The 25,064-nt window shown below is 60.8% G+C and carries 22 protein-coding genes and 2 pseudogenes; 16 read left to right on the forward strand and 8 right to left on the reverse strand.

The window, feature by feature from the left end; translation table 11 throughout:
* Positions 1–307: pseudogene (locus J1D76_RS24190) on the forward strand (hypothetical protein); the annotation flags it as partial.
* On the opposite strand, the gene J1D76_RS24195 reads toward J1D76_RS24190, so the two are convergent.
* Complete coding sequence (locus J1D76_RS24195) at positions 304–1,731, reverse strand: transglycosylase SLT domain-containing protein (protein ID WP_421140860.1); 1,428 nt, start codon at positions 1,729–1,731, stop codon at positions 304–306. The pseudogene J1D76_RS24190 and the gene J1D76_RS24195 sit on opposite strands and share 4 nt — an antisense overlap.
* A gap of 99 nt (positions 1,732–1,830) precedes the next feature.
* On the reverse strand, positions 1,831–2,598 hold the full coding sequence (gene gloB / locus J1D76_RS24200; RefSeq protein WP_421140916.1) for a hydroxyacylglutathione hydrolase: 768 nt from the start codon (positions 2,596–2,598) through the stop codon (positions 1,831–1,833).
* Positions 2,599–2,663: 65 nt separating this feature from the next.
* On the opposite strand from gloB, the gene J1D76_RS24205 reads away from it, so the two are divergent.
* From J1D76_RS24205 to J1D76_RS24225, 5 genes are all read left to right on the forward strand, one after another.
* Positions 2,664–3,422, forward strand: a complete 759-nt coding sequence (locus tag J1D76_RS24205; RefSeq protein ID WP_421140862.1) for a methyltransferase domain-containing protein — start codon at positions 2,664–2,666, stop codon at positions 3,420–3,422.
* 91 nt (positions 3,423–3,513) lie between these two features.
* Entirely contained in the window at positions 3,514–3,966 is a 453-nt protein-coding gene (gene rnhA / locus J1D76_RS24210; protein ID WP_053158774.1) for a ribonuclease HI, read from the forward strand.
* A gap of 182 nt (positions 3,967–4,148) precedes the next feature.
* The gene (gene dnaQ, locus J1D76_RS24215; RefSeq protein WP_421140864.1) at positions 4,149–4,895 is read left to right on the forward strand and encodes a DNA polymerase III subunit epsilon; all 747 of its coding nucleotides are present in this window, start codon (positions 4,149–4,151) and stop codon (positions 4,893–4,895) included.
* 185 nt (positions 4,896–5,080) lie between these two features.
* Positions 5,081–7,336, forward strand: a complete 2,256-nt coding sequence (locus J1D76_RS24220; protein WP_421140865.1) for an Orn/Lys/Arg decarboxylase N-terminal domain-containing protein — start codon at positions 5,081–5,083, stop codon at positions 7,334–7,336.
* A gap of 14 nt (positions 7,337–7,350) precedes the next feature.
* On the forward strand, positions 7,351–7,965 hold the full coding sequence (locus tag J1D76_RS24225; protein WP_421140866.1) for a GNAT family N-acetyltransferase: 615 nt from the start codon (positions 7,351–7,353) through the stop codon (positions 7,963–7,965).
* On the opposite strand, the gene J1D76_RS24230 is transcribed toward J1D76_RS24225, so the two are convergent.
* Together J1D76_RS24230 and J1D76_RS24235 are read right to left on the reverse strand one after the other, a co-directional pair.
* Positions 7,931–8,824: a LysR substrate-binding domain-containing protein gene (locus J1D76_RS24230; RefSeq protein ID WP_421140867.1), complete on the reverse strand. Its 894-nt coding sequence runs from the start codon at positions 8,822–8,824 to the stop codon at positions 7,931–7,933. The genes J1D76_RS24225 and J1D76_RS24230 overlap by 35 nt on opposite strands.
* Positions 8,825–8,912: 88 nt before the next feature.
* The gene (locus J1D76_RS24235) at positions 8,913–9,140 is read right to left on the reverse strand and encodes a hypothetical protein (RefSeq protein WP_421140868.1); all 228 of its coding nucleotides are present in this window, start codon (positions 9,138–9,140) and stop codon (positions 8,913–8,915) included.
* Between the two features lie 175 nt (positions 9,141–9,315).
* Between J1D76_RS24235 and J1D76_RS24240 the strand changes: the two genes are divergently transcribed.
* Positions 9,316–9,876: an NADPH-dependent FMN reductase gene (locus J1D76_RS24240; RefSeq protein WP_421140869.1), complete on the forward strand. Its 561-nt coding sequence runs from the start codon at positions 9,316–9,318 to the stop codon at positions 9,874–9,876.
* A gap of 35 nt (positions 9,877–9,911) precedes the next feature.
* Here the strand turns inward: J1D76_RS24240 and J1D76_RS24245 are convergent.
* Positions 9,912–10,265 (reverse strand): annotated as a pseudogene (locus J1D76_RS24245) (TetR/AcrR family transcriptional regulator); the annotation flags it as partial.
* On the opposite strand from J1D76_RS24245, the gene J1D76_RS24250 reads away from it, so the two are divergent.
* The gene (locus tag J1D76_RS24250) at positions 10,225–10,623 is read left to right on the forward strand and encodes a DUF2855 family protein (RefSeq protein WP_421140870.1); all 399 of its coding nucleotides are present in this window, start codon (positions 10,225–10,227) and stop codon (positions 10,621–10,623) included. The pseudogene J1D76_RS24245 and the gene J1D76_RS24250 overlap by 41 nt on opposite strands.
* A 104-nt stretch (positions 10,624–10,727) precedes the next feature.
* Here the strand turns inward: J1D76_RS24250 and J1D76_RS24255 are convergent, their stop codons facing one another.
* Positions 10,728–11,678: a DUF1853 family protein gene (locus J1D76_RS24255; RefSeq protein WP_421140871.1), complete on the reverse strand. Its 951-nt coding sequence runs from the start codon at positions 11,676–11,678 to the stop codon at positions 10,728–10,730.
* A 117-nt stretch (positions 11,679–11,795) separates the two neighbouring features.
* Between J1D76_RS24255 and J1D76_RS24260 the strand changes: the two genes are divergently transcribed.
* From J1D76_RS24260 to J1D76_RS24295, 8 genes are all read left to right on the forward strand, one after another.
* Positions 11,796–12,686, forward strand: a complete 891-nt coding sequence (locus J1D76_RS24260) for an NAD(+) kinase (protein ID WP_041480619.1) — start codon at positions 11,796–11,798, stop codon at positions 12,684–12,686.
* Positions 12,686–13,657 (forward strand): metallophosphoesterase, encoded by a 972-nt coding sequence (locus J1D76_RS24265; protein ID WP_421140873.1) that lies wholly within the window; start codon positions 12,686–12,688, stop codon positions 13,655–13,657. The genes J1D76_RS24260 and J1D76_RS24265 overlap by 1 nt, the downstream gene beginning before the upstream one ends.
* Entirely contained in the window at positions 13,654–14,523 is an 870-nt protein-coding gene (locus J1D76_RS24270) for a rhomboid family intramembrane serine protease (RefSeq protein ID WP_421140875.1), read from the forward strand. The genes J1D76_RS24265 and J1D76_RS24270 overlap by 4 nt, the downstream gene beginning before the upstream one ends.
* A gap of 33 nt (positions 14,524–14,556) precedes the next feature.
* Positions 14,557–14,817 (forward strand): YeaC family protein, encoded by a 261-nt coding sequence (locus J1D76_RS24275; RefSeq protein ID WP_007979148.1) that lies wholly within the window; start codon positions 14,557–14,559, stop codon positions 14,815–14,817.
* Positions 14,814–15,644 (forward strand): DUF2797 domain-containing protein, encoded by an 831-nt coding sequence (locus J1D76_RS24280; RefSeq protein ID WP_421140876.1) that lies wholly within the window; start codon positions 14,814–14,816, stop codon positions 15,642–15,644. Before J1D76_RS24275 ends, J1D76_RS24280 begins: the two co-directional genes overlap by 4 nt.
* Before the next feature lie 10 nt (positions 15,645–15,654).
* Positions 15,655–18,312 carry an aminopeptidase N gene (gene pepN / locus J1D76_RS24285; RefSeq protein WP_421140877.1) on the forward strand — a complete coding sequence of 886 codons (2,658 nt, stop codon included), beginning with the start codon at positions 15,655–15,657 and terminating at the stop codon, positions 18,310–18,312.
* Between the two features lie 357 nt (positions 18,313–18,669).
* Positions 18,670–19,722, forward strand: a complete 1,053-nt coding sequence (locus J1D76_RS24290) for a WD40/YVTN/BNR-like repeat-containing protein (RefSeq protein WP_421140878.1) — start codon at positions 18,670–18,672, stop codon at positions 19,720–19,722.
* Positions 19,723–19,750: 28 nt separating this feature from the next.
* Positions 19,751–22,135 carry an efflux RND transporter permease subunit gene (locus J1D76_RS24295; RefSeq protein WP_421140880.1) on the forward strand — a complete coding sequence of 795 codons (2,385 nt, stop codon included), beginning with the start codon at positions 19,751–19,753 and terminating at the stop codon, positions 22,133–22,135.
* Between the two features lie 189 nt (positions 22,136–22,324).
* Here the strand turns inward: J1D76_RS24295 and J1D76_RS24300 are convergent, their stop codons facing one another.
* Positions 22,325–23,044 (reverse strand): FadR/GntR family transcriptional regulator, encoded by a 720-nt coding sequence (locus J1D76_RS24300; protein WP_421140917.1) that lies wholly within the window; start codon positions 23,042–23,044, stop codon positions 22,325–22,327.
* A 184-nt stretch (positions 23,045–23,228) separates the two neighbouring features.
* On the reverse strand, positions 23,229–24,965 hold the full coding sequence (locus J1D76_RS24305; protein ID WP_421140881.1) for an IlvD/Edd family dehydratase: 1,737 nt from the start codon (positions 24,963–24,965) through the stop codon (positions 23,229–23,231).
* Positions 24,966–25,064: the final 99 nt, after the last annotated feature.

A 25,064-nucleotide genomic window follows, 5' to 3' on the forward strand; every position in this document is an offset into this window, starting at 1 on the left:
TCAGAAGAAGACACGGATTGATGAATCGAACTATGATTTTTCATGGACTCGCCCTCGCTGTCGTTGGCTGTTTAGACTGCCACCGTGGCGCATTGACGCCTCGGCTTGGGCGAGTCCATCCAATTACGGGTTGGCTGTCGTTCAAATAATTTATGTTCAACGTAAATACTGTAGGAGCTGGCTTGCCAGCGAAAGCGGTGTGACAGGCGAAATGGAGATTGACTGTACCGACGCCTTCGCTGGCAAGCCAGCTCCTACAGGTTTTGCAGGCATAAAAAAACCCCTGAAGTCAGGGGCTGTTTTTTAATGCGGATTGGCCACCGTCAACATCTGGCCTGGCTTGAGTGCCTGGCCGACACGCGGGTTCCAGCGCTTGAGGTGCTGCATTTCAACGTTGAAACGCTTGGCTACCATGTACAGCGAGTCACCCTGTTGCACCTTGTATTTGGTTTGCTGTTTCTTGCTGTTCGCCGCAACCACGGTGTTGACGCGCCCGGAGCCGCCCTTGACGGCCTCGTGCATCACCAGCGTCTGGCCTGGCTTGAGGTTCTTGCCGGTCAGCTTGTTCCAGCGCTGCAGATCCTTCACGTCGACATTGTTGGCCTTCGCGATGGAGCCGAGGTTGTCGCCGCGCTTGACCCGGTACGACCGACGGACCGTGGCGATCCGCGTCTCGTCGGCGCCTTCGAAGACGGGCTTGAGGGGTTTCTTGCTGATCAGTTCTTCCGGACGCATGGTCTGCAGGCTGCTGGTCAGCAGTTGCGCCTTGGACGTCGGCACGAGCAAATGCTGCGGACCGTCGATAGTGGTGCGCTGCTTGAAGGCCGGGTTGAGTTGGAACAGTTCGTCTTCGTCGATGTTGGCGACTTCAGCGACCTTGGACAGGTCCATGCGCTGGTTGATCTCGACGACCTGGAAGTACGGTTCGTTGGCAATCGGGTTGAGGTTCACGCCGTAGGCTTCGGGCGACATGACCACTTGCGACAGGGCCAGCAACTTCGGCACATAGGCCTGGGTTTCGGCAGGCAGCGGCAGGTTCCAGTAGTCGGTCGGCAGGCCGAGGCGCTCGTTGCGCTCGATGGCCCGGCTGACGGTGCCTTCGCCGGCGTTGTAGGCCGCCAGGGCCAGCATCCAGTCGCCGTTGAACATGTCGTGCAGGCGGGTCAGGTAATCCAGCGCAGCGGTGGTCGATGCGGTGATGTCGCGACGGCCATCATAGAAACGGGTTTGACGCAGGTTGAAGTAACGACCGGTGGACGGGATGAATTGCCACAACCCCACCGCATCGGCCCGGGAATAGGCCATCGGGTTGTAGGCGCTTTCAATCACTGGCAGCAGCGCCAGTTCCAGGGGCATGTTGCGCTCTTCTAGGCGTTCGACGATGTAATGAATGTAGAGGCTGCCGCGTTCGCCGGCGTTTTCCAGGAAGGACGGGTTGCTGGCGAACCACAGGCGCTGCTGCTCGATGCGCGGGTTGACGCCCAGCCCGTCCTGCAACTGGAAGCCCTGGCGCATGCGCTCCCAGACGTCCTGCGGGATTTGCGGGCTGGGTTTTTCGCTGAGCCAGATCGGTTTTTGCTTGGCGCGCGCGGCGATGTTCGGCGAGTGCGAGACATCGGTCGGCGCATGGCTGGAACAGCCCGCCAAGGTGGCGGACACAGCCACCGCGATGGCTTGAGCCAGGCGGGTCAATGCGTCTGAATTGATGGCTTTGCGAATAGGTGACGACATTGGCTGGAAGTAAGTTCCGGGCAAAAATGTCGGGCGATTCTAGAAAGCGCACCCTGCGCGGTCAACCTTTCAGAATTGTTGCAGTCTTTGGAGAGCCTTTTAGAACGAGTCTTTCCAGCCTCGAAGCGCAGCAAAAACCATATCGGGCGCCGAGTTATCGGTGCCGGTCCGTTCGTCCGCTTTTTCTTTAACGGATGTTTCACCGGCACGCAAAAACGGGTTTGTGAGCTTTTCCAGCGCCAGGGTCGATGGCAGCGTCATGATCCCGGACTCGCGCTGGCGGCTGACTTTGGCCAGGCGTTCGGCGGTATCCGGATTGTTCGGCTCGACGGCCGCGGCGAATTTCAAATTGCTCAGGGTGTATTCGTGAGTGCAATACACCAACGTGTCTTCAGGCAATTCGGCGAGGCGTGTCAGCGAGCGGTACATTTGTTGTGGCGTGCCCTCGAACAAACGTCCGCAGCCAGCGGCAAACAGCGTGTCGCCGCAGAACAACAGGCCGTGATGGTAATAGGCAATATGCCCCAGGGTGTGGCCGGGGACGGCGAACACATCGAAGTCCCAACCGAGCACGCTGACGGTGTCGTTGTCCTTGAGCGCAACATCGCGCGCCGGGATCTTTTCGCTCGCCGGCCCATAGACTTTCGCGTTTGTCGCTTTCTTCAGCAGTTCGACGCCGCCGACGTGGTCATGATGGTGGTGAGTGATCAGAATATCGCTTAACACCCAGCCCGGATTGGCCTCGAGCCAGGCTTGTACGGGGGCGGCATCACCCGGGTCGACGACCGCGCAGCGCTTGCTGCCGTGGTCTTGTAACAACCAGATGTAGTTGTCGGTGAAGGCGGGGAGCGCAGTGATCTGTATCATCGTCGGATTCGCCAAGCGGGAAACAATGGCGCATCTTAGAACTTCCTGGCGCGTTGGAGAATGCAATGACTGATAAAGCGTTCGCACAGGCCGATCCTGACTGGCTGGCGTTGATCAGCGCGGCCCGCGAGTGGCTGGCCGGCCCTCTCGGGCAATTTCTGCTGGATGAAGAGCGGCGCATGCTCGAAGACGAGCTCGGGCGGTTCTTTGGTGGCTATCTGGTGCATTACGGTCCGTCGGCCCAGGCACCGCCGTCAGCGCCGCAGGTGCAGCGCAATGTGCGCCTGGGGGCACCGTTGCCGGGGGTCGAGATCGTCTGCGAGGAACAGGCCTGGCCCTTGAGCGAGCACGCCGCCGACGTGGTGGTGCTGCAACATGGCCTGGACTTCTGCCTGTCGCCCCACGGTTTGCTGCGCGAGGCCGCGAGCAGCGTGCGCCCCGGCGGGCACCTGCTGATCATTGGCATCAACCCTTGGAGCACGTGGGGCCTGCGCCATGTGTTCGCCCATGATGCCATGCGCAAGGCGCGCTGCATTTCGCCGTCACGGGTCGCGGACTGGTTGAACCTGCTGGGCTTCGCGCTGGAGAAACGCCGCTTCGGGTGCTATCGTCCGCCGCTTGCGTCACCGGCATGGCGAACCCGCCTGGCCGGTTGGGAACGCAAGGCCGGCGATTGGCAATTGTCGGGTGGCGGCTTCTATTTATTGGTGGCGCGCAAGATCGTGGTGGGCCTGCGACCGGTCCGCCAGGAACGTCGCGAACCGATGGGCAAGCTGATTCCGTTGCCGATGGCCAAGGTCAACCGGCGCAACATCGAACCGTAATACTCACTTTTATTTGTGGCCGGGCTTGCCCCGGCTTCGGGCGTCGTCGATCTGTGATCGGCGGGCCAACGCATTTTCTGGATAGATAGGCATGAGCGATAGCGTAGAACTGTTCACCGACGGCGCCTGCAAGGGCAACCCTGGCCCTGGCGGCTGGGGCGCACTGCTGGTGTGCAAGGGCGTCGAAAAGGAGCTCTGGGGCGGCGAAGCCAACACCACCAACAACCGCATGGAACTGATGGGCGCGATCCGCGGCCTGGAAGAACTCAAGCGTCCCTGCGAGGTGCTGCTGGTGACCGACTCCCAATACGTGATGAAAGGCATCAACGAATGGATGGACAACTGGAAGAAGCGCGGCTGGAAAACCGCGGCGAAGGAGCCGGTGAAAAACGCTGACCTGTGGAAGTTGCTCGACGAGCAGGTCAACCGCCACAAGGTTACCTGGAAATGGGTCCGTGGGCACATTGGCCACCACGGCAACGAGCGGGCCGACCAGTTGGCCAACCGTGGAGTAGATGAAGTGCGCGGGTACAAGCAGAGTTGATTCGGCTTTAACCGATACATTGAGTTGCGGCTGATCGCGAGCAGGCTCGCGCCTACAAGTGGTCTTCGTCTGTAGGAGTGAGCCTGCTCGCGATCGACGTTGCACGGTCTTCCTGAAAGCCCCCGACAAGCGTGTTAACATCGCCGCTTTTGCGCGATTGACCGATTGAGAGCTGAGCACTGATGGCCACCAGATCCGTTGTACTCGACACCGAAACCACCGGCATGCCGGTGACCGACGGCCACCGGATTATCGAAATCGGTTGTGTCGAGTTGATGGGCCGCCGCCTGACCGGCCGGCACTTCCATGTGTACCTGCAACCCGATCGCGAAAGTGACGAGGGCGCCATCGGCGTCCACGGCATCACTAACGAATTTCTCGTGGGCAAGCCGCGTTTTGCCGAAGTGGCCGAAGAGTTCTTCGAGTTCATCAAGGGCGCGCAGCTGATCATCCACAACGCGGCTTTCGACGTTGGCTTCATCAACAACGAATTTGCCCTCATGGGCCAGCACGAGCGTGCGGACATCACGCAGCACTGCTCGATCCTCGACACCCTGATGATGGCCCGGGAACGTCACCCGGGGCAGCGCAACAGCCTCGACGCCTTGTGCAAGCGCTATGGCGTCGACAACTCCGGCCGTGAACTGCACGGCGCCTTGCTCGATTCCGAGATTCTCGCCGACGTCTACCTGACCATGACCGGCGGCCAGACCAGCCTGTCCCTGGCCGGTAATGCTTCCGATGGCAACGGCTCTGGTGAAGGGGCGGACAACTCGGCCACCGAAATCCGCCGCTTGCCCGCCGACCGCCAGCCGACACGCATCATCCGCGCCAGCGAAGACGACCTGGCGCGCCACGCGGCGCGCCTGGAGATCATCGGCAAGTCTGCGGGGGCGCCGGCGTTGTGGGTGCAGTTGGCTGAGGCGTAAGGCCAGGCTTGATCCCACACTTGTGCTGAGTAGCTTTTGTGGCGAGGGGGCTTGCCCCCGTTCGGCGGCGAAGAATGCTCGTCCCTCGCCACAAAATGGTGCATCGTGCTCGCCACATCCTCTGCAACCCTCTACCCTGAGGTGATTGGCAGGCTCCGGCCTGCCGCCTCAGGACACTGAGTCTCATGTATAAGGATTTGAAATTCCCGGTATTGATTGTCCATCGCGACATCAAGGCCGACAACGTTGCCGGCGACCGCGTGCGGGGGATTGCCCGTGAGCTGGAGCAAGAGGGACTCAGCGTCGTCTCGGCGGTGGACTACACCGAAGGACGGCTAGTGGCCTCGACTTACCATGGCCTGTCCTGCATGTTGATTGCCTCCGAGGACGCCAGCAGCCATTCCCATTTATTGCAAAACATGGCCGAACTGATCGGCCTGGCGCGGGTGCGTGCGCCGGACTTGCCGATCTTTGCCCTCGGCGAAAAAGTCACCCTGGAAAATGCGCCGGCCGACGCCATGGCCGAGCTCAATCAGTTGCGCGGCATTCTTTACCTGTTCGAAGACACCGTGCCCTTTCTCGCCCGGCAGGTGGCGCGCGCTGCACGCAAATACCTGGATGGCCTGCTGCCGCCGTTTTTCAAGGCGTTGGTGCAGCACACGGCAGACTCCAACTATTCCTGGCACACCCCCGGACACGGCGGCGGTGTGGCGTATCACAAAAGTCCGGTGGGGCAGGCGTTTCACCAGTTCTTCGGGGAGAACACCCTGCGCTCGGATCTTTCGGTGTCGGTGCCGGAACTCGGCTCTCTACTTGATCACACCGGCCCGCTGGCCGAAGCCGAGGCCCGTGCGGCGCGTAACTTCGGTGCCGATCACACCTTTTTCGTGATCAATGGCACGTCCACGGCCAACAAGATTGTCTGGCACTCGGTGGTCGCGCGCGACGACCTGGTGCTGGTGGACCGCAATTGCCACAAATCGGTGCTGCACTCGATCATCATGACCGGCGCCATCCCGCTGTACTTGTGCCCGGAGCGCAATGAGCTGGGGATCATCGGCCCGATTCCTCTGAGCGAGTTCAGCCGCGAATCGATCCAGGCGAAGATCGACGCCAGTCCGTTGACCAAAGGCCGTTCACCGAAGGTCAAGCTCGCGGTGGTGACCAATTCCACCTACGACGGCCTCTGCTACAACGCCGAGCTGATTCGCCAGCAACTGGGTAACAGTGTCGAGGTGCTGCACTTTGACGAGGCCTGGTATGCCTATGCGGCGTTCCATGAGTTTTTTGCCGGGCGCTATGGCATGGGCACCTCCCGTGATGAACACAGCCCGTTGGTCTTCACTACCCATTCCACCCACAAGTTGCTCGCGGCATTCAGTCAGGCGTCGATGATCCACGTGCGCGATGGTGGCGCCCGGCAACTGGATCGGGATCGCTTCAACGAAGCGTTCATGATGCACATCTCGACCTCGCCGCAGTACGGCATCATCGCTTCGCTGGATGTTGCGTCGGCGATGATGGAAGGGCCGGCCGGGCGTTCGCTGTTGCAGGAAATGTTTGACGAGGCCCTGAGCTTTCGCCGGGCGCTGGCCAATTTGCGCCAGCACATCGCCGTCGATGACTGGTGGTTTTCGATCTGGCAACCGCCGTCGGCAGAAGGCAATGAGCGGGTCGTCACCGAGGACTGGCTGCTGCAACCGGATGCCGACTGGCACGGCTTTGGCGGCGTGACCGACGACTACGTGCTGCTCGATCCGATCAAGGTCACGCTGGTGATGCCCGGGTTGACCGCTGGCGGTGCCCTCAGCGAGCGCGGGATTCCGGCGGCGGTGGTCAGCAAATTCCTGTGGGAACGCGGCCTGGTGGTCGAAAAGACCGGGTTGTATTCGTTCCTGGTGTTGTTCTCCATGGGCATCACCAAAGGTAAATGGAGCACGCTGCTCACCGAACTGCTGGAGTTCAAGCGCAGCTACGATGCCAACGTCAGCTTGGCCAGTTGCCTGCCTTGCGTGGCGCAAGAGAATCACGCGCGATATCAAGGCATGGGCCTGCGTGATTTGTGCGACCAATTGCACGCCTGTTACCGCAGCAACGCCACGGCCAAACACCTCAAGCGCATGTACACGGTATTGCCGGAAGTCGCGATGAAGCCGGCCCACGCCTATGATCAGTTGGTGCGCGGTGAAGTCGAGGCTGTGTCGATCGATGCGCTGGGCGGACGCATTGCCGCGGTGATGCTAGTGCCGTACCCGCCGGGCATCCCGTTGATCATGCCGGGCGAGCGCTTTACCGAGTCGACCCGCTCAATCATCGACTACTTGGCGTTTGCCCGTACGTTCGATAGCAGTTTCCCGGGGTTCGTTGCTGATGTGCACGGATTGCAACATGAAGACGAGGGCAATGGACGGCACTACACCGTCGATTGCATCAAGGAGTGAGGACCTTTCCCAGTATGCAGCCGGTAATCAATCCAAATTTTCCAGGGCTGTCGGTGCGGGTCGCCGATGACGGTTTCGCCGCCTATATCTGGGGCAGTGATTTCAGTTTTGAAGTTGCCGCCTACGGGTCGGCTGAAATCGGCATGCCAGTCTCGCAATGGCCGGTGACGCCGATCACGCCGTATCGCAAGTGCTACGGCATCGACCCCGAGGAATTCAACAGCTTTCGCGATGCTGCCGACAGCGCGATTTTCATGGCCTATCTGGATGACCAGCCCGTGGGGCACCTGGTGGTGAGCACCAACTGGAACGGCTTTGCCCATATCGACGAGTTGGCGGTGCATGCCCCGGCCCGACGGCATGGCGTGGCCAAGGCGTTGCTGGATGTGGCGCAGTTCTGGAGCCGCAAGAAAAAACTCCCCGGCATCATGCTCGAAACCCAGAACAACAACCTCGGTGCCTGTCGGCTCTATGAGCGCTGCGGCTACGAGATTGGCGGAATCGATCACTTGCGCTATCGCGGGATTGATCCGAACACCGCCGAAGTTGCGCTGTTCTGGTATCGAATATTCGAAAACCCGCTGGAAAATCCGTTCAGCTCGTCAGCATCGCCGCGGCTTGTTCCGTGATGATTGCCAATAAGGTCTGAATCGCCGTTGAAGGCTCGGCGCTCTTCAACGACAGGGCGTAGAGGCTGATCGGCACGGCCGGTGCCAGCGGGCAGGTGTCCAGCCCCGAGGCTTTGGCGCCAAGGGCGGTGAAGGGGTCGACAATGGCCAGGCCTTCGCCGGCCTCGACCATGCTGCGCATCATCTGGTGCGACTGCACACGGGTCTGGATCACCGGCGCAGGGCGCAGGCTGTGCAACTTGTTGTCGAGCGTCGGGCTCAGCGGGTCGTGCCCCTCCAGGCCAATCATCGACTGACCGGCCAGGTCCTGAAGCGAAATGTATTTCTGTTTCGGTTGCAGCCAGCCATGGGGCGCGAGCACTTGCAGTTTGCCCTGGGCAATCACCTGGCACTGGATATCGGTGTGATCGGGATGATGCAGGCTCAACCCCAGCTCGCTCTCACGCAGCAACAGGCTGCGCACGATGTCGCGGGTGGGTTGGCTGAGCAGGGTGCAGGGCGCATCGGGCAGGCGTCGGCGCAGGGCGGCGATGCTGTGAGGCAAAAGGTGATTGGCGAGCGGCGGGGTGCAGATGATGCGCAGCGGTGGCGCCAGGTATTGCCGAAGGCTGTTGGCCAGGCGTTGCACCGGTTCGAGCGCATCGTAGACGTTGGTGATGGCGGCTTGCAGCTCCCGCGCCTCGCGAGTGGCCTGCAAGCGACCGCGAACGCTGGCGAACAGCATGAAACCCAACTGATCCTCGGCATCGCGCAGCAACCGCTCGACTTCGGCCACCGGCAACTGCAGCCATTCGGCGGCGGTGCCCAGGTGACCGGTCTGCAGGAGCGCCTGGATCACTTCGATATGGCGTAAGCGCATGCGTGAAGTCCATGTTCAGCAGGTGGAGGAGTCAGTGGCTGAATCCTACCCCAAGTCTGCGCATATGACTTCTGATCATAACGTCGGGTTATGAAGCGCTGGCGGTCAGGGGTTCGCGGGTAATGGTAATGCCGGCTTGTACCAGCAGGAATTCATTGTCGGCGACCTTGTTGACGCGGTCGCCAATCGCCAGTTTATACGTGGTGACAGGCGCTGAACCGTCTGCCGCCGGGGTGGATTCCTGGAACTCGTGCACCGAATAAATGCGGCCTTCCGCATCTCTTGCATGGAACTGACCGACGAGTACTGCTGCCATCTGCTTAGAACCTCTGGAGATAAATCACTCAATTTGCGGCTCTGTAGACCGTGCTTGGGCGAGGTAAGTTTTCCTACCGGAAAAAAATAGTCAGGGACGCTGATTTCAACCGTCCGCTGCTTGAATCGTCATCTATAACTACTAACTCTTCATATCGGACAGTCGAGAATCTCCCATGAGCAACGTCTATACGATCGCCGTCGTGGTCGGCAGCTTGAGAAAGGATTCGATCAACCGCAAGGTCGCCAAGGCCCTGGCTGAGCTGGCACCGGCCAATCTCAAGCTCAATATCATCGAAATTGGCGATCTGCCGCTCTATAACGAAGACATCGATGGTGCTGCACCGCCGGCAGCCTACAGCACTTTTCGGCAACAGGTGAGTTCATCCGACGCGGTGCTGTTCGTCACCCCGGAATACAACCGCTCGGTGCCGGCTCCGCTGAAAAATGCGATTGACGTGGGTTCGCGCCCCTACGGCAAAAGTGCCTGGAGTGGCAAGCCCGGCGCCGTTATCAGTGTTTCGCCGGGGGCCGTTGGCGGGTTTGGGGCCAACCACCATCTGCGTCAGTCCATGGTGTTTCTCAATGTGCCGATGATGCAGCAGCCGGAAGCTTATCTGGGCGGGGCCGGTTCGGCGTTCGACGAGGCGGGCAAACTGTCCGAGTCGGTGAAGCCGTTCTTGCAGAGTTTCATCAATGCCTACGGGCAATGGGTCGAGCAGCACAAGAAAGTCTGAGGTTCGCGCACCAGCGCTTCGGCCTACGAGGCGCTGGTCAATGCGACCAGGCGCTTGACCCGGACAGGCCAGGCCAGGTCCTGGGCTTGCACGACGTCTTCTTCCAGGCGCTTCAACAAATCATCCAGGCAATGCCGGGCATACCCGCAGAGCAAGGCTTCCTTGCTGGGGAAATGGTCATACAGCGTGCCAACCGCCACACCAGCTTCCAGTGCCACCTCGCGGGTGGTCAGGCCGGCCCAGCCGTCGCGTTGCCAAATCCGAACAAACGCCTGGTAAATCGCCTCGACGGTGAAGATCGCCCGGGCCTGGCTTGGCCGTTTCAGCGGCTTGGCGCGGGCATTGAGGGTGGGCACGCCGCCCTTTGAGTTTCCGAACCCGCTCTTCATCGGCTGTCATTACTCTTGTGGGACCCGCCACTGTGACGCAGCAGGAGACCGAACAAGCTGCTTCGCAGGCTCGGCGCAAAGCACGGGCGAGGCGCGTTTGACGGCAATCGAAGGGCCGCAACCGGTGTTCTTCTTCGCGCCGATACAAATCCGCAAGCGCAATGCCGAATGGGGGCCAGAAGGAGTCAGCCAGCATATTGGCGAAGGGTTGGTCGAGTTTTTTCGGCAGGTGACGGGGGGCGAAAAGCCGTTGATGGAGGTCATTGAGAGCCGGGGGTACGAGGCGGCGCAAACGGTTATTTCCCGTTTGTTTCATGGCCAGGTTCCGCCGGTTGAGGGGCATGTGATTCGTTTGTGATTTGTTTAAACCGGGCGGCCCCTTCGCTGGCAAGCCAGCTCCTACGCGCAGATTTTGTAGGAGCTGGCTTGCCGACGAAGAGGCCCGACCAAACAACACCATACTCAACTTTGCCCCGGCACATTCGGCCAAAGATCCGCCACCAGAAACAAACGTTCGGCCTCTTCCCAATCACCCTCGGCATTTTCCACCAGGCGCACCAGCAGTTGTGCGGGTGACAGTGGGTCCAGTTCGTCGAGCCAGGCCTGCATTTGCTCAGGGTTCCAGGTGTGTTCCGCTGCGTAATGCGCCGGTGCCAGCCAGGCATGGCGGGGCAGGGGTTGCCAGCGCCCGGGCGCGCTCTGGGCCAATAACGCCGACCAATCCTTCTGATGCAACCAGCGCCCGCGCAAATGCTGCGGATGGGCGCCCGCTGGCGGTTCGGCCCGTCCGGGCCAGGGATACAGCAAATAACCGCCCAGCCACAAATGCGCGTCGAAGGCCTGGATATCCAGTGCCGCCAGCACTTCACGGCTTTCGGGTCGGGCGGAAATCGGCAATTGATGTTGACTCAGGTGCGCCAGTTTGCGGTCGAGCCGGTCGTGACAGCCAGGGCCCAGCCACTGGGCAGTGTCGTGCCCGTCGCCGGCTTGCGGCCCGAGGTAGAGCTTGATCGCCAGTTCCAGGTGGTGTACGCCGTCGCGGTCGCGCAGCAGCATGTCCAGTTCACCGAGGGTATGGCCTTCGCGGCGAATGGGCAGGTTGGCGGCAATCAACTCGATGCCCGGGGCATGCTGCACGGCGAATTGCCAGAGGCGCTCGTAGTACAGGCCCAAGCGTCGGGTCCGGGCCTGGGCCAGCCAGTGCAGCAGGCCATAACTGTCACGATCCAGTTGGCGAAGCCATTGCTCCAGATGCTGCGGTGCCTGCACCCAATCGCTGCCGGCCAGCGGATGACGCTGCGGCCACGGGGTGTCGACGAGCATAGGCGGGGCGAGGATGACCCACGCCAGGTCACGCACTTCAGGATGGCGTAACTGATGGGGCAGGCGGAGCAAATCGGGAAATAGCATCATCTTGCGAGCATAGCCCGAAACCCGGGCACACCCTTGAAGCTGAAAGGATTTTGTCTACGGGCGGCTTTCGCCCATAATCGTGCTTTTCGCCGCCACGCAGATCCCCGCAGGAGCCCCATGGAGCAATTTCGCAATATCGGCATCATCGGTCGCCTGGGCAGTTCCCAGGTGCTGGATACCGTCCGCCGACTGAAACGGTTTCTGCTCGATCGTCACCTGCACGTGATCCTCGAAGACACTATCGCCGAAGTGCTGCCGGGGCACGGCCTGCAAACGTCGTCGCGCAAGATGCTCGGCGAAGTCTGCGACATGGTCATCGTGGTCGGCGGCGACGGCAGTCTGCTCGGTGCAGCCCGGGCGCTGGCCAGGCACAATATCCCGGTGCTCGGCATCAACCGTGGCAGCCTGGGTTTCCTCACCGACATCCGTCCCGACGAGCTGGAAATCAAGGTCGCCGAAGTGCTGGATGGCCACTACCTGGTGGAAAACCGCTTCCTGCTGCAAGCCGAAGTCCGCCGCCACGGCGAGGCCATCGGCCAGGGCGATGCGCTGAACGATGTGGTCCTGCACCCCGGCAAATCCACGCGAATGATCGAGTTCGAGCTGTACATCGACGGCCAGTTCGTCTGCAGCCAGAAGGCCGACGGCCTGATCGTCGCCACGCCGACCGGTTCGACCGCCTATGCGTTGTCTGCCGGCGGGCCGATCATGCATCCCAAGCTCGACGCTATTGTGATTGTGCCGATGTACCCCCATACCTTGTCGGGTAGACCGATCGTGGTCGATGGCAACAGTGAGCTCAAAATCGTCGTGTCCAAGGATATGCAGATTTACCCGCAAGTCTCGTGTGACGGGCAGAACCACTTCACCTGCGCGCCCGGCGACACCATTACCGTGAGCAAGAAAGCCCAGAAGCTGCGGCTGATTCATCCGCTCGACCACAACTACTATGAAGTCTGCCGGACCAAGCTCGGCTGGGGCAGCAAGTTGGGGGGTGGAGGCGACTGATGCTCGATCCCGCGCGTAGCTACGACCTGATCGGTGACGTGCACGGTTGCGCTCTGACCCTGGAGCACTTGCTCGACCGACTGGGTTACCACAAACAGGGCGGCGTCTGGCGCCATGCTTCGCGCATGGCCGTGTTCGTCGGCGACATCATCGACCGCGGCCCACGTATTCGTGAAGCGCTGCACATCGTCCACGACATGGTCGAGGCCGGTCAGGCGCTGTGCATCATGGGCAACCACGAATTCAATGCCCTGGGCTGGGTCACGCCGGCGCTGCCCGGCAGCGGTAAGCAGTTCGTGCGCGAACATACGCCGCGCCATGCACGCCTGTTGCACGAAACCCTGACCCAGTTCGAACACCATCCGGGTGACTGGCATGACTTCCAGCAATGGTTCTATGAGCTGCCATTGTTCGTAGATGCCGGGCGTTTTCGCGTGGTGCACGCGTGCTGGGATGCCGGGCTGATCGAGCCGCTGCGGGCGTTGTTCCCCAACGGTTGCATCGACGAGCATTTTCTGCAGACGTCGGCCGAGGCGGGTTCCTTTGCCTGCACTGTGTTCGACCGCTTGCTGCGCGGCACCGACATGCGCTTGCCCCACGGCCTGACCATGACCAGCGGCGATGGCCTGGTGCGTTCATTCTTCCGCACCAAGTTCTGGGAAGATGATCCGAAGACCTACGGCGACATCGTGTTCCAGCCGGATGCCTTGCCGGAACCGGTGGCCCAGACACCGCTGAGCTCCACTGAAAAGAACAGGTTGTTGCGCTATGGCAGTGATGAACCGTTGTTGTTCGTCGGTCATTACTGGCGCAGCGGCAAACCGGCGCCGATCCGCCCGAACCTGGCCTGCCTGGATTACAGCGCCGTGCTGTACGGCAAACTGGTGGCCTATCGTCTGGATCAGGAAACCCGCCTCGATCCGAATAAATTTGTCTGGGTCGATGTCGAGCGGCCCGAGGTATTGCAATGAGTGCTGTAGCGGTATTGCGTCTGCCCCTGGCGGTGGATTTGAGCGGGTTCGTCACGCTGCTCAAACGCATGCAAGTGCCCCATCGGGTCAGCGAAGAAGCGGGCGAGCAGGTGCTGTGGGTGCCGAGTAACATCAGTGAAGACGTGCGCGCATTGTACGAACGCTTTCCGGCGGGCGACCCCGACCAACAGTTGGATATCCCGGTGGCGCAAACCGTCAAGCGCCCGGGTTTTGTCGAGCAGTTGAAACACGCCAGGGCTACCGCGCTGATATTGCTGCTGAGCATCATCGTTGGCGCCGTCACCTTGCTCGGCGACAACCTGGAAACGATGCGCTGGCTGACGTTCCTGCAATTTCGTGTGGTCGGCGAATACATTCACTTCACACCGCTGGCCGACACCCTGGCGGCGGGGCAGTGGTGGCGACTGGTGACGCCGATGCTAATCCACTTCGGCATCCTGCACCTGGCGATGAACGGCATGTGGTACTGGGAGCTGGGGCGGCGCATCGAGTCGCGCCAAGGCAGCATCAACCTGATCGGCCTGACCCTGCTGTTCAGCCTGGTGTCCAACTACGCCCAGTATTATTTCAGCGGGCCGACCTTGTTCGGCGGCTTGTCCGGCGTGCTGTACGGCCTGCTCGGGCATTGCTGGATCTTCCAATTGCTGGCGCCGAACCCGGCTTATCGCCTGCCGCGCGGCGTGTTGGTGATGATGCTGGTGTGGCTGCTGCTGTGCCTGTCGGGGCTGGTCTCGATGATCGGCTTCGGCGAAATCGCCAATGCGGCCCACGTCGGCGGGTTACTCATCGGATGCTTCACCGGTTTGTTGGGCGGTTTGTATAACCGCCGTAAACTGGCCGCCTAATTCAAGAACACGCAATAAAGAGACGGAGACCCAATGTCCTCTTTTAACGAAATGATCCAGAACATCACCCCCGATATCTACGAGAGCCTGAAACTGGCCGTGGAAATCGGCAAATGGTCCGACGGTGGCAAACTCACCGCCGAACAACGCGAGCTGTCCCTGCAGGCGATGATCGCCTGGGAAATCCAGAACCTGCCAGAAGACCAGCGTACCGGCTACATGGGCCCGCAGGAATGTGCCTCGAAGTCGATCGAAGTGCCGAACATCCTGTTCAAGTCGGATGCCATCCATTGATCGAGATTGGCCGCGGTGCAATCAGTAAAATGTCGGCACGCCTGGACGGGCCGAACGTGCAATACGCTTTGCGCCTGGGCGACACCGAGGTGCCGGTCAATCCGTTGATCGGCACCACCGTCCGCCTGGAGTTCCTGGGTGCCATCCATTGCTCCCATTGCGGGCGCAAGACCAAAACCAGTTTCAGCCAGGGCTACTGCTACCCATGCATGACCAAGCTGGCCCAGTGCGACGTGTGCATCATGAGCCCGGAGCGATGCCACTTCGACGCCGGCACCTGCCGTGAGCCGCAGTGGGGCGAGAAGTTCTGCATGACCGATCACGTGGTCTACCTGGCCAACTCCTCGGGGGTGAAAGTCGGAATTACCCGCGCCACCCAACTGCCGACCCGCTGGCTCGACCAGGGTGCAAGCCAGGCCTTGCCGATCATGCGTGTCTCGACTCGCCAGCAGTCCGGTTTCGTCGAGGATCTGTTTCGCAGCCAGGTGGCCGACAAGACCAACTGGCGTGCTTTACTCAAGGGCGATGCGGCGGCGGTGAACCTGGCCGAGGTGCGCGACCAACTGTTCGACAGCTGCGCCGACGGCCTGCTGGGCTTGCAGCAACGCTTTGGCTTGCAGGCGATCCAGCCGGTGACCGATGTCGAACCGCTGGAAATCCGCTACCCGGTCTCGCAGTACCCGGCGAAGATCGTCAGCTTCAACCTGGACAAGAACCCGATTGCCGAAGGCACGCTGATGGGGGTCAAGGGCCAATACCTGATCTTCGACACCGGCGTGATCAACATTCGTAAATACACGGCTTACCAGCTCGCCGTGCATCAGTAAGGACTCCAGCATGCGCACCGAACAACCGAAGATGATCTACCTCAAGGACTATCAGGCGCCCGAGTACCTGATCGACGAAACGCACCTGACCTTCGAGTTGTTCGAGGACCACAGCCTGGTCCATGCGCAACTGGTGATGCGCCGCAACCCCGAACGTGGCCCGGGCTTGCCGCCGCTGGTGCTGGACGGCCAGCAGCTGGAACTGCTCTCGGTCACCCTGGCTGACCAGGAACTGTCTGAGTCGCAGTACCAACTGAGCGAGAACCACCTGACCTTGCACCCGACCAGCACCACCTTCACGGTCGACACCAGCGTGCGGATCCACCCGGAAACCAACACCGCGCTGGAAGGCCTGTACAAGTCCGGCACGATGTTCTGCACCCAGTGCGAGGCCGAAGGTTTCCGCAAGATCACCTATTACCTCGACCGCCCGGACGTGATGAGCACGTTCACCACCACGGTGGTCGCGGAACAACACAGCTATCCGGTGCTGCTGTCCAACGGCAACCCGATTGCTTGCGGCCCTGGCGAAGACGGCCGGCACTGGGCGACCTGGGAAGACCCGTTCAAGAAACCGGCGTACCTGTTTGCGTTGGTGGCCGGTGACCTGTGGTGCGTCGAAGACAGCTTCACCACCCTGAGCGAGCGTAACGTGGCGCTGCGCATTTATGTCGAGCCGGAAAACATCGACAAGTGCCAGCACGCGATGAACAGCCTGAAGAAATCCATGCGTTGGGACGAAGAGGTCTACGGTCGTGAGTACGACCTGGACATCTTCATGATCGTCGCCGTGAATGACTTCAACATGGGTGCCATGGAGAACAAGGGCCTCAACATCTTCAACTCCAGCGCCGTGCTGGCCAAGGCCGAAACCGCCACCGACGCCGCGCACCAGCGGGTCGAGGCGATTGTGGCCCACGAATACTTCCATAACTGGTCGGGCAACCGCGTGACCTGCCGCGACTGGTTCCAGCTGTCGCTCAAGGAAGGCTTCACCGTGTTTCGCGACGCCGGGTTCTCCTCGGACATGAACTCGGCGACAGTCAAGCGCATCCAGGACGTGGCGTACCTGCGTACCCACCAGTTCGCCGAGGACGCAGGTCCCATGGCCCACGCCGTGCGCCCGGACAGCTTCATCGAGATCTCCAACTTCTACACCCTGACCGTGTACGAAAAGGGCTCGGAAGTGGTCGGCATGATCCACACCTTGCTCGGCGCCGAAGGTTTCCGCCAAGGCAGTGACCTGTACTTCGAACGCCACGACGGCCAGGCCGTCACCTGCGATGACTTCATCAAGGCCATGGAAGATGCCAACGGTGTCGACCTGACCCAGTTCAAGCGCTGGTACAGCCAGGCGGGTACACCTCGTCTGGCGGTGAGCGAGTCCTATGACGCCGCGGCGAAAACCTACAGCCTGACCTTCCGCCAGAGCTGCCCGCAAACCCCGGACAAGGTTGAAAAACTGCCGTTCGTGATCCCGGTGGAACTGGGACTGCTGGATTCCAAAGGCGCAGCGATTGCCCTGCGTCTGTCCGGTGAAGCGGCAGCACAAGGCACGTCGCGGGTCATTTCCGTGACCGAGGCCGAGCAGACCTTCACCTTCGTCGACGTCGCCGAACAACCGCTGCCCTCGTTGCTGCGTGGCTTCTCAGCGCCGGTGAAACTGAGCTTCCCGTACAACCGCGACCAGTTGATGTTCCTGATGCAGCACGACACTGACGGCTTCAACCGTTGGGATGCCGGCCAGCAATTGTCGGTGCAGGTGTTGCAAGAGTTGATCGGCCAGCAGCGCAAGGGCGAGGCGCTGGTGCTCGATCAGCGTCTGGTGTCGGCGCTGCGTACCGTGCTGTCGGACCAATCGCTGGATCAGGCGATGGTCGCGGAAATGCTCTCGCTGCCAAGCGAGGCGTACCTGACCGAAATCAGCGAAGTGGCGGATGTCGAAGCGATTCACACGGCGCGTGAGTTTGCCCGTAAGCAACTGGCCGATGCGTTGTTCGAAGGCTTGTGGCTGCGTTACCAGGCCAATCGCGACCTGTCCAAGCAGACGCCGTACGTGGCCGAAGCCGAGCATTTCGCCCGTCGTGCCTTGCAGAACATCGCGCTGTCTTACTTGATGCTCAGCGGCAAGCCGCAAGTTCTGGCGGCAACGCTGGAGCAGTTCGACGCCTGCGACAACATGACCGAACGCCTGACGGCGCTCGCGGTGTTGGTCAATTCGCCCTTCGAGGCTGAGAAAGCCAAGGCGCTGGCGAGTTTTGCCGAACACTTCAAGGACAACCCGCTGGTCATGGACCAGTGGTTCAGCGTGCAGGCCGGCAGTGTGTTGCCCGGTGGCCTGGCACGTACCAAGGCGCTGATGCAGCACCCGGCGTTCAACATCAAGAACCCGAACAAGGTGCGCGCACTGGTTGGTGCGTTTGCCGGACAGAACCTGATCAACTTCCACGCCGCCGACGGTTCCGGGTATCGCTTCCTGGCGGACCTGGTCATCGAGCTGAACGGTTTCAACCCGCAGATCGCCTCGCGCCAACTGGCACCGCTGACTCGCTGGCGCAAGTATGACGATGCGCGTCAGGCGTTGATGAAAGGTGAGCTGGAACGCATTCGTGCTTGCGGCCAACTGTCTAGCGATGTGTTTGAAGTGGTCAGCAAAAGCCTCGCTTGATCCTGATGACGCGGCCTGTCTTGCAGACCGCGTCGCTTCAATCGCGAGCAGGCTCACTCCTACAAGGTATCGCGCAAACCTTGTAGGAGTGAGCCTGCTCGCGAAGGCGTCAGTTCAGGCGCCATCACCCTTCCTGATATTCCCCCATTCACCCACCCACGTTATTACCGCGGTTAACAAAAGATAACGTGGCGTCGATTGTCAGACATTAAAAAACACCGATAGGATAGGCCAGCTTCCGAAGGGGCTCTGGATTGCGGGTTTCAGGACTATGCCCTGAAACACCCGGTCCAGGCATGTACCCTTGCGGCGCCCAGAAAGGTTGAACGACCTAACAATAATAATGGGAGAAGGTCTATGAGTGTGCCTGTCATGGGTGTGGGTATCTGCCGCCCGCCGGCTTTACGCAAAGTCGCGTTGCTGGCTACGGCGCTCTCGCTGTTGGGCTCTGCCATGCTGTCGACCCCTGCGCTGGCCGCAGCGGCGCCAGCATCCGATGTTGTTTATTCCATTGAATCTGCCAAGGCTGCCAAAAGCCTGATGCTCGATGTCGTCCATGCCGGCAAGCGCCTGGTGGCGGTCGGGGATCGTGGGCATATCCTGTATTCCGATGACCAGGGTGCCACCTGGACGCAAGCCAAGGTCCCGACCCGCGCCCTGCTGACGTCGGTGTTTTTCGTCGACGACAAGCATGGCTGGGCCGTCGGCCACGACGCGCAAATCCTCGCCAGCGAAGACGGTGGCACGACCTGGACCAAGCAATTCGAAGACCTGAAGCGCGAATCGCCGCTGCTCGATGTCTGGTTCAAGGACATCAACAGCGGCTTTGCCGTGGGCGCTTACGGTTCGCTGATGGAAACCACCGACGGTGGCAAGCATTGGGAAGACGCCAGCGACCGCCTCGACAACGCAGACCAGTTCCACCTGAACGCGATTGCCGCGGTCAAGGACGCCGGGCTGTTCATCGTCGGCGAGCAGGGCAGCATGTTCCGCTCCGCAGACTGGGGCCAAACCTGGGAAAAACTCGAAGGTCCGTACCAGGGTTCGCTGTTCGGCGTGATCGGCACGGCGCAGCCCAATACGTTGTTGGCCTACGGCCTGCGCGGCAACCTGTACCGTTCCACGGATTTCGGCACCACCTGGGCGCAAGTCGTGCTCCAGGCTGAACGCGGTGCCCTGGAATTTGGTTTGTCCGGCGGCACGCTGCTCGATGACGGCACTATCGTCATCGTTGGCAACGGCGGTTCGGTGATTCGCAGCACTGACAATGGCGAAACCTTCAACGTGGCCAACCGTGCGGATCGCATCTCCGTTTCGGCAGTGACGGCAGCAGGCAATGGCAATCTGGTTCTGGCCGGGCAGGGCGGCGTTCACGTCTCCTCGCCAAACGGCACCGAGTCGGGCAAATGAGCCGGGTTAATAATAAGAAGGCGCAGCTATGACTTCCTTGAGTTCTCATCACCAGGACAAGGCGACGTTCCTCGAGCGCCTGATCTTCAACAACCGCCCGGCAGTGATTACCATCTGCCTGCTGGTCAGCATTTTTCTGTTCTGGCAGGCGACGCTGATTCGTCCGTCCACCAGTTTCGAGAAAATGATCCCGCTGGAGCACCCCTTCATCCAGAAGATGATGGAGCACCGTAACGATTTGGCGAACCTTGGCAACACGGTGCGGATCTCGGTGGAAGCCACCGATGGCGATATCTTCTCCAAGCAGTACATGGAGACCCTGCGCCAGATCAACGACGAGGTGTTCTACATCTCCGGTGTTGACCGTTCCGGCCTCAAATCGCTGTGGAGCCCGAGCGTTCGCTGGACCGAAGTGACCGAAGAGGGCTTCGCCGGCGGCGAGGTGATTCCGCAGAGCTACAACGGCTCCCAGGAAAGTCTCGATTTGCTGCGCAACAACGTACTCAAGTCCGGGCAGGTTGGGCGCCTGGTGTCCAACGACTTCAAGTCGAGCATCGTCGACATCCCGTTGCTGGAGTCCTACCCGGACCCGCAGGACCAGGGCAAGTTGCTGGCACTGGATTACCGCCAGTTCTCCCACGAGCTTGAAGACAAGATCCGCACCAAGTTCGAAGCGCAGAACCCGAACGTGAAGATCCACATCGTCGGCTTTGCCAAGAAAGTCGGTGACCTGATCGACGGCCTGGTGATGGTGGTGATGTTCTTCGGCATCGCGTTCATCATCACCTTGATCCTCTTGCTGTGGTTCACCAACTGCCTGCGCAGTACCGTCGCCGTGTTGAGCACGACGCTGGTGGCGGTAGTCTGGCAACTGGGGTTGATGCACTTCTTTGGCTTCGGGCTCGACCCCTATTCGATGCTGGTGCCGTTCCTGATCTTTGCCATCGGTATTTCCCACGGTGTGCAGAAGATCAACGGGATCGCCCTGCAATCGAGTGAGGCAGACAACGCCCTGACGGCGGCACGCCGGACTTTCCGTCAATTGTTCCTGCCGGGAATGATCGCGATCCTCGCCGACGCCGTCGGTTTCATCACGCTGCTGATCATCGACATCGGCGTGATCCGAGAGCTGGCCATCGGTGCGTCCATCGGCGTGGCGGTGATCGTGTTCACCAACCTGATCCTGCTGCCGGTGGCGATTTCCTATGTCGGCATCAGCAAGCGTGCGGTCGAGCGCAGCAAGAAAGACGCAGTGCGCGAGCATCCGTTCTGGCGCCTGCTGGCAAACTTTGCCAGCGCCAAGGTTGCACCGGTTTCCATTCTGCTGGCGCTGATCGCCTTTGGCGGTGGCCTGTGGTACAGCCAGAACCTGAAGATCGGCGACCTCGACCAGGGTGCTCCGGAACTGCGTCCGGACTCGCGTTACAACAAGGACAACAACTTCATCATCAACAACTACTCGACCAGTTCCGACGTGCTGGTGGTGATGGTCAAGACCAAGGCCGAAGGGTGCTCGCGCTACGAAGCCATGGCGCCGATCGACGAGTTGATGTGGAAGATGCAGAACACCGAGGGCGTGCAGTCGGCGATTTCCCTGGTGACCGTGTCCAAGCAAATGATCAAGGGCATGAACGAGGGCAACCTGAAATGGGAAACCCTGTCGCGTAACCCTGATGTGCTGAACAACTCCATCGCCCGTGCTGACGGCCTGTACAACAACAGCTGCTCCCTGGCGCCGGTGCTTGTGTTCCTCAACGATCACAAGGCCGAGACCCTGGATCGTGCCGTGCATGCGGTGCAGGCGTTCGCCAAGGAAAACAACAAGGATGGCCTGGAGTTCATGCTCGCGGCCGGTAACGCCGGGATCGAGGCGGCCACCAACGAGGTGATCAAGAAGTCCGAGCTGACCATCCTGATCCTGGTGTACATCTGCGTCGCGGTCATGTGCATGATCACCTTCCGCTCGTGGGCGGCGACCTTGTGCATCGTGTTGCCGCTGGTGCTGACTTCGGTACTGGGCAACGCCCTGATGGCCTTCATGGGCATCGGCGTGAAAGTCGCGACCCTGCCGGTCGTGGCGCTCGGGGTGGGGATCGGCGTGGACTACGGCATCTACATCTACAGCCGACTGGAAAGCTTCCTGCGTGCCGGCCTGCCGCTGCAAGAGGCCTACTACCAGACGCTGAAGTCCACGGGTAAGGCGGTATTGTTCACCGGTTTGTGCCTGGCCATCGGTGTGTGCACCTGGATCTTCTCGGCTATCAAGTTCCAGGCCGACATGGGCCTGATGCTGACCTTCATGCTGTTGTGGAACATGTTCGGTGCGCTATGGCTCTTGCCGGCACTGGCGCGGTTCCTGATCAAGCCAGAGAAACTGGCAGGGCAGAAGGGCAACTCGCTGTTCGCCCACTGATCGACAGCTGAACCAAAAAAGCCGCAACCTCAGGGGTGCGGCTTTTTCATATCTGAACCCCACACAACCCCTGAACGCACTGGCTTGTGTAGGAGCTGGCTTGCCAGCGAAGACGGTTTAATGCTCGGCATCGATGTGGCTGACACTCAACCTTCGCTGGCAAGCCAGCGCCTACAAGGGTTGGGGTAATCAGTGAGAATCGGTGCCCAGTACGACATTCAACGCACTGCGCGCATCATCGAGCTGCACCAGCGTTGCATGCCGTGCGCCGAGAGCGTCGCGGTTTTCGATGGCGGTCAGGATTGCCTTGTGTCGCGGCAATGCCAGTTCATGCAGGTTCGGCCGCTGGTTGGAATGCTTCAAGGCTTCGGCAATGGCCACCGAGAGCATGTTGCACAGGTTGGCCAGCAGGTCGTTGTGGGTGGCATCGGCGATGCGGCTGTGGAAATCCAGGTCCGGTTGCAACAGGGCCTCGGGTGTCGGGGCGGCTTCCATGCGCTGGTAGGCTTCACCGATGGAGGCGATGTCGGCCTCGGTGGCGAACTGCGCGGCGAGGGCGGCAGCGGCCGGTTCGATGATGCTGCGCACGCTGGTCAGCAGGTCGAAAAACTGATTCTGCGGACTGCTCTGCATCAGCCAATGCAGCACATCCGGATCGAGCATGTGCCAGTCCTTGCGTGGCTTGACCACGGTCCCGACCCGCGGGCGCGAATACACCAGGCCCTTGGCAACCAACACCCGTGTGGCTTCACGCAACACCGGCCGGCTGACCGCATATTCTTCGCACAACAATGCTTCGGCAGGCAGTTTATCGTCTGGCAGGAAACGTCCTGAGACGATCTGCATGCCCAGTTCCTGGACGATGCGCGAGTGCATGCTTTTGCGGTCGGAGGGTTTGCGGTAATCCATGGGAAACGGCGCGGTCCTGTGCGGAGAGGTGTCGCGCATGATAGCAGGCGCGACGCATTCTTGAGGCGAGGATAAGACATTGTAGGAGCTGGCTTGCCAGCGAAGGCGGCCTGACAGTCAACACTAATGTCTGCTGTCAGGGCCTCTTCGCTGGCAAGCCAGCTCCTACAGGGGAAGGGTGGTGTCAGTGCGAGTGACGCGGCACTTCGGCCCCTCGACAGCCGACCAGGAAGTCGAAGTCGCAACCTTGGTCCGCTTGCAGCACATGGTCGATGTATAGCTGGCGATACCCACCGACGATCAGGTTCTGCGGCGGTTGCAGGTCAGCCATCCGCGCCGCCAGTTCTGCGTCCGGGATGTCCAGGTGCAAGCGGCCGCTGGCGCAATCGAGTTCGATCCAGTCGCCTTCCTTCACCGCAGCCAACGGTCCGCCGGCAGCCGCTTCGGGGGCGACGTGCAGCACAACGGTGCCATACGCGGTGCCGCTCATGCGCGCATCGGAAATGCGCACCATGTCGGTCACACCCTGGGCCAGCAACTTGGCCGGCAGGCCCATGTTGCCGACTTCGGCCATGCCCGGATAACCCTTCGGCCCACAGTTCTTCATCACCAGGATCGAGTGGGCATCCACGTCCAGTTCCGGGTCGTTGATGCGCGCCTTGTACATGTCAAAGTTCTCGAACACCACGGCACGGCCGCGATGCTGCATCAACTCAGGGCTTGCGGCGGATGGCTTGAGCACCGCACCCAGCGGTGCCAGGTTGCCGCGCAACACGCAGATGCCGCCGTCGGCGCGGATCGGATTGTCGAGGGTGCGGATCACTTCGTCCTCGCCGTAGATCGGCGCGTCCTGGGTGTTCTCGCCAATGGATTTGCCGTTGACGGTCAGGGCATTCGGGTTGGGGATCAGGTTGGCTTCGCCGAGGCGACGCAGCACCGCGGGCAAGCCGCCGGCGTAATAGAACTCTTCCATCAGGAAGCGCCCGGACGGTTGCAGGTCGACGATCGTCGGCATGCCGCGACCCATGCGGGTCCAGTCGTCCAGATCCAGCTCGACGCCAATGCGCCCGGCGATGGCTTTGAGGTGGATCACCGCGTTGGTCGAACCACCGATGGCGGCGTTGACGCGAATGGCGTTTTCGAAGGCTTGCTTGGTGAGGATCTTCGACAGCTTCAAGTCTTCGCGCACCATCTCCACGGCACGCATGCCGGACATGTGCGCCAACACATAACGCCGCGCATCCACTGCCGGGATCGCCGCGTTGTGGGGCAGGGAAGTGCCCAGTGCTTCGGCCATGCAGGCCATGGTCGAGGCCGTGCCCATGGTGTTGCAGGTACCGGCCGAGCGCGACATGCCGCCCTCGGCGGCGAGGAAATCATCGATGCTGATGGTGCCAGCCTTGACCTGTTCGCTGAGCTGCCAGACCACCGTGCCGGAGCCGATGTCCTTGCCCTTGTGCTTGCCGTTGAGCATCGGCCCGCCGGTGACGACGATGGCTGGCACGTCGCAACTGGCCGCGCCCATCAACAGCGCCGGGGTGGTTTTGTCGCAACCGGTCAGCAGCACCACGCCATCGATCGGGTTGCCGCGAATGGCTTCCTCCACGTCCATGCTCGCCAGGTTGCGGGTGAGCATGGCGGTAGGGCGCAGGTTTGATTCACCGTTGGAGAACACCGGGAACTCCACCGGAAAGCCACCGGCCTCGATCACACCGCGTTTGACGTGCTCGGCAATCTGCCGGAAATGCGCGTTGCACGGCGTCAGTTCCGACCAGGTGTTGCAGATGCCGATGATCGGCTTGCCATGGAACTGATGGTCGGCGATGCCCTGATTCTTCATCCAGCTGCGGTACATGAAGCCGTTCTTGTCGGCGGTGCCAAACCATTGGGCGGAGCGCAGGGTGGGTTTCTTATCAGACATGATCGATTCTCTTATTGTATGACTATATTGTTCGAGCTGAAGCGTAACATAAGCGCAAATTGCTGAGTTTGGAAGTGTTGTTGGTTAAATAGTATTACT

The sequence above is a fragment of the Pseudomonas sp. NFX15 genome (assembly GCF_049132105.1).
Classification (GTDB): Bacteria; Pseudomonadota; Gammaproteobacteria; order Pseudomonadales; family Pseudomonadaceae; genus Aquipseudomonas.